The organism is Succinivibrio sp., assembly GCF_045124615.1.
In the GTDB taxonomy this organism is placed as follows: domain Bacteria; phylum Pseudomonadota; class Gammaproteobacteria; order Enterobacterales; family Succinivibrionaceae; genus Succinivibrio; species Succinivibrio faecicola.
Genome location: NZ_JBGVMC010000319.1, coordinates 1 through 3,440 on the forward strand (window position 1 = coordinate 1; position 3,440 = coordinate 3,440).

At 35.7% G+C, this 3,440-nt stretch carries 2 protein-coding genes; one reads left to right on the forward strand and one right to left on the reverse strand.

The genetic code is table 11. The annotated features are described in order from the left end of the window. A partial coding sequence (locus ACJML3_RS08390) for an alpha-amylase family glycosyl hydrolase (RefSeq protein WP_406022304.1) occupies nt 1-1,139 on the reverse strand: 1,139 nt, incomplete at its 3' end. Nucleotides 1,140-1,248: 109 nt separating this feature from the next. On the opposite strand from ACJML3_RS08390, the gene nadE reads away from it, so the two are divergent. Further along, entirely contained in the window at nt 1,249-3,087 is a 1,839-nt protein-coding gene (gene nadE / locus ACJML3_RS08395) for an NAD(+) synthase (RefSeq protein WP_406022306.1), read from the forward strand. Nucleotides 3,088-3,440: the final 353 nt, after the last annotated feature.

Here is a 3,440-nt window from a genome sequence, read left to right on the forward strand (position 1 = left end):
CCTGCATCCCAAGGTTCAGCAATGATTTTTGCATCTGCAAGACTTGCATGAGCATCAATGGTGAGCAGAGTAGAGTTGTCATTCATCGGAGCACCTGTCTTATCTCTTGTAAGAATAGATGCCAAATCAAATCTGAAACCATCAACATGCATCTTCTGATGCCAGAAAATCAATGAATCTAAGATCATGTTTCTGACAACTGGCTGATTTGCATTTAATGAGTTACCGCAACCTGAGAAGTTCTGATGATAACCATTATTAATGATGTAGTAACCGTTTTTATCTAATCCCTTAAAACAGTATGTAGGACCTTGTTCATCACCTTCTGATGTATGGTTGTAAACCACATCAAGAATTACTTCAATACCATTTTTGTGCAGAGCTTTGACCATATCTCTAAATTCATTGATAGGTCCCATAATAGACTTATCAGAGCTGAAACAGTCATGAGGTGCAAAAAATGCCATTGGAGAATATCCCCAATAGTTCTTGTGACCAGGTCTTGCATCATTTTCGTCAAACTGGAAGATAGGCATAAGCTCAACAGTTGTTACGCCAAGCTCAACTAAATAAGGGATCTTCTCAATAAGACCTCTGTATGTACCCTTGATATCATCACTTATATTAGATGACTTATCTGCAGTAAAGCCTTTTACATGCATCTCATAGATGATGGTATTTTCAAGAGAATGATGTGGGAATGTCTCAATACCCCAGTCGTAATCATCAATATCAATAACTGCACTCTTTAAAGAGCATCTGAAATTCTCTTTTTCATCATCATGCTGGAAACGCTTATATTCAGTTGGGAAGATAACTCTCTTAGAGTAAGGATCGAGCAGAACCTTGTTTACTTCAACTGATTTACTGTTTTCTGTTACAGCTTTCTTTACGCGCCATGCGTATATCTGTCCAGCCTTAAGGCCTAAAACCTTAACATGCCAGAAGTATGTTGATTTGAATACGTTTGATGAAAGGTTAACGATTTCAGGTGCATCGTCATCTTTATCTTTAAAAAGAAGTAGTTCTATTTCTGCTGCATCAGGGCACCATAAAGCGAAGTTTACGCCATCTTTTTCAATTGTTGCACCAAGTTCTCTGCAGTGACCAACAGAAATTACATAATTGTTTTTGTTCACAAAAGGATCCTTATATTCAAATAGTTGCTCTTTTTTGGAGCGTGCTTAAGTTTTTCTAATAATTTTGTGCTATTTTTGCTTATATCATTTTTATGAGGATTATTTTAACATGTCAAATATAAATTGCTTTGCACTAGGTCGCATCAATACAATTCCTCTAGATATCACTGGAAATTATAACAAGATTTTAAAAATAACAAATCAGGCAAAAGCAAAAGGTATTACATTCGTCGCTTTTCCTGAATTAAGTTTAACCGGATATAACTGTGGTGACCTATTCAATCACCAAGAACTTACAAAAGCCGCTCTAAATTCCCTCTTTAATCTCAAATATGAACTGCCAGAGGGCATAAGTGTCGGTGTAGGTCTGCCTTTATTAGGAACTGATAATAGAGTATATGATGCTTATGTCATTTTGCAAAAAGGTAAGATCCTAGGTGTTAGCACACCAGTTTCTTTCTACAATGCAAAAGATCAGAGACTAAGATATTTCTGCACACCTTTTGATAATGAGCTTACATTTATCATTGGTGCTGAATCATTCTATGCAGCATCAGAAATTTATGTAGATGACAACAAGATTGCAGTTGTATTCAATGACGGTAATCTTGATACTCTTGAAAATCCAGACGTTATTGTATGTCCTGAAGCTACAAGATACGAGCTTAACACAATCAATGATAGAGAAGCAAAACTTCTTGAAATTTCAAGAGCATACGATTGTGTTCTTTTATCTACAAATCTATCAGGCTGTGAAAGTGGCTCTGATATATTCGACTCACATGCAATTATTGGTAACAAAGGAAATCTTGTTGCAAGAGGTTCATTCTTAAGTTTTGCTGATGCATCATTAGTAACTGCAGAGAGTGGCATTTATGAATATTTAGGTGAGTATGACACCATTGTTAGAGCAGTATCATTAGGCTTATTTGACTGGATGAAGAAAACACGTTCACACGGTTTTGCTTTATCAATGTCAGGTGGTGCCGATTCAGGTCTTTGTGCAACATGTATCTGTTATGCTCAGATTGCAGCACTAAAAGAGCTTGGATATGATGATTATAAGACTTTTATGGAGTCACTCAAATTTACAGTGCCTGCATATACAGGAGACGAGCAGTCCTTTATTAAACAGCATATGATGCCACAGGTTCTTACAACTGTTTACCAGGGCTCAGCAATTTCAGGCTCAGTTACAAGAACTGCAGCTTCAAAGGTTTCAGCAAATCTTGGTGCAAAGCACTTTGAGTGGTCAATTGCAGATCTTGTTGAAAAGTATGTTTCACTTATTAATGAGACAACTCCTGGTGATCCATTAAACTGGGATCGCGACGATTTAACACTTCAGAACATTCAGGCTCGTTCAAGAGGTCCTGGTATCTGGATGATGGCAAACCGTTATAACAAGTTGCTTGTTACAACATGCAATGCATCAGAAGATGCCGTAGGTTACTGCACAATGGATGGTGATACCTGTGGTGGTGTAGCTCCAATTGGTGATATTTCAAAGAGCAGAATTCTAAAGATCAATCAGCATATTGCTGATAATGGCCTTGAAATTGAAAAGAATGGCTTAAAGCTTGATTGTCCTGATATGTCATATATCTCAGCTCAGGCTCCTACAGCTGAACTTCGTGCTGGTGGTCAGACAGATGAAAGAGATCTGATGCCATATGTAATTCTTGATAGAATTCATGTGCTTCATCAGTCTGAAATGATGCAGCCTAAATATATTCTTGATGAACTTACAAAAGAATATAAGGAATTTTCAAGAGAAGAACTTAAGACATTTGTAATCAGATACTTTAAGAAATTTGCTCAGAATCAGTGGAAGCGAGAAAAATCTGCAACCACCTTCCATATTGAAGCAACCGATCTGAATGCAAAATCAGGATTTATATTCCCATTACTAAATGATGGTTATACATCATTACTTGAGAATATATAAAATTAACTGAACATAGCAAAAACGTCTGAATATATGTTCAGGCGTTTTTTCATAAAAACTGTAGAAAAACAGATCTTTGTAATAAAGAGCAATATATAAAAGGTTGTATGTCAGATTTAATACAACTTCGCATAATTTATATTATGTTAAATTAATTATATAGAAAGAACCATATAAGAAAACTGACTGTATAAGTATTCATTAAATGAAATATATACAACAAGTTTGTTATGATGTTAGAAATAGAAATGTTCTTTGTGATTGCAAAAAAAATAACTTTGAGATTATTAAATTACATACCCAAGACCTTAAGCAATTTTAGCAGAAGGGTTTGGTTGGTTAATGATCTGCCA

Excerpts from the sequence above, each read along its gene's own strand:
- nadE (WP_406022306.1), top strand. The coding sequence starts at position 1,249 with ATGTCAAATATAAATTGCTTTGCACTAGGTCGCATCAATACAATTCCT.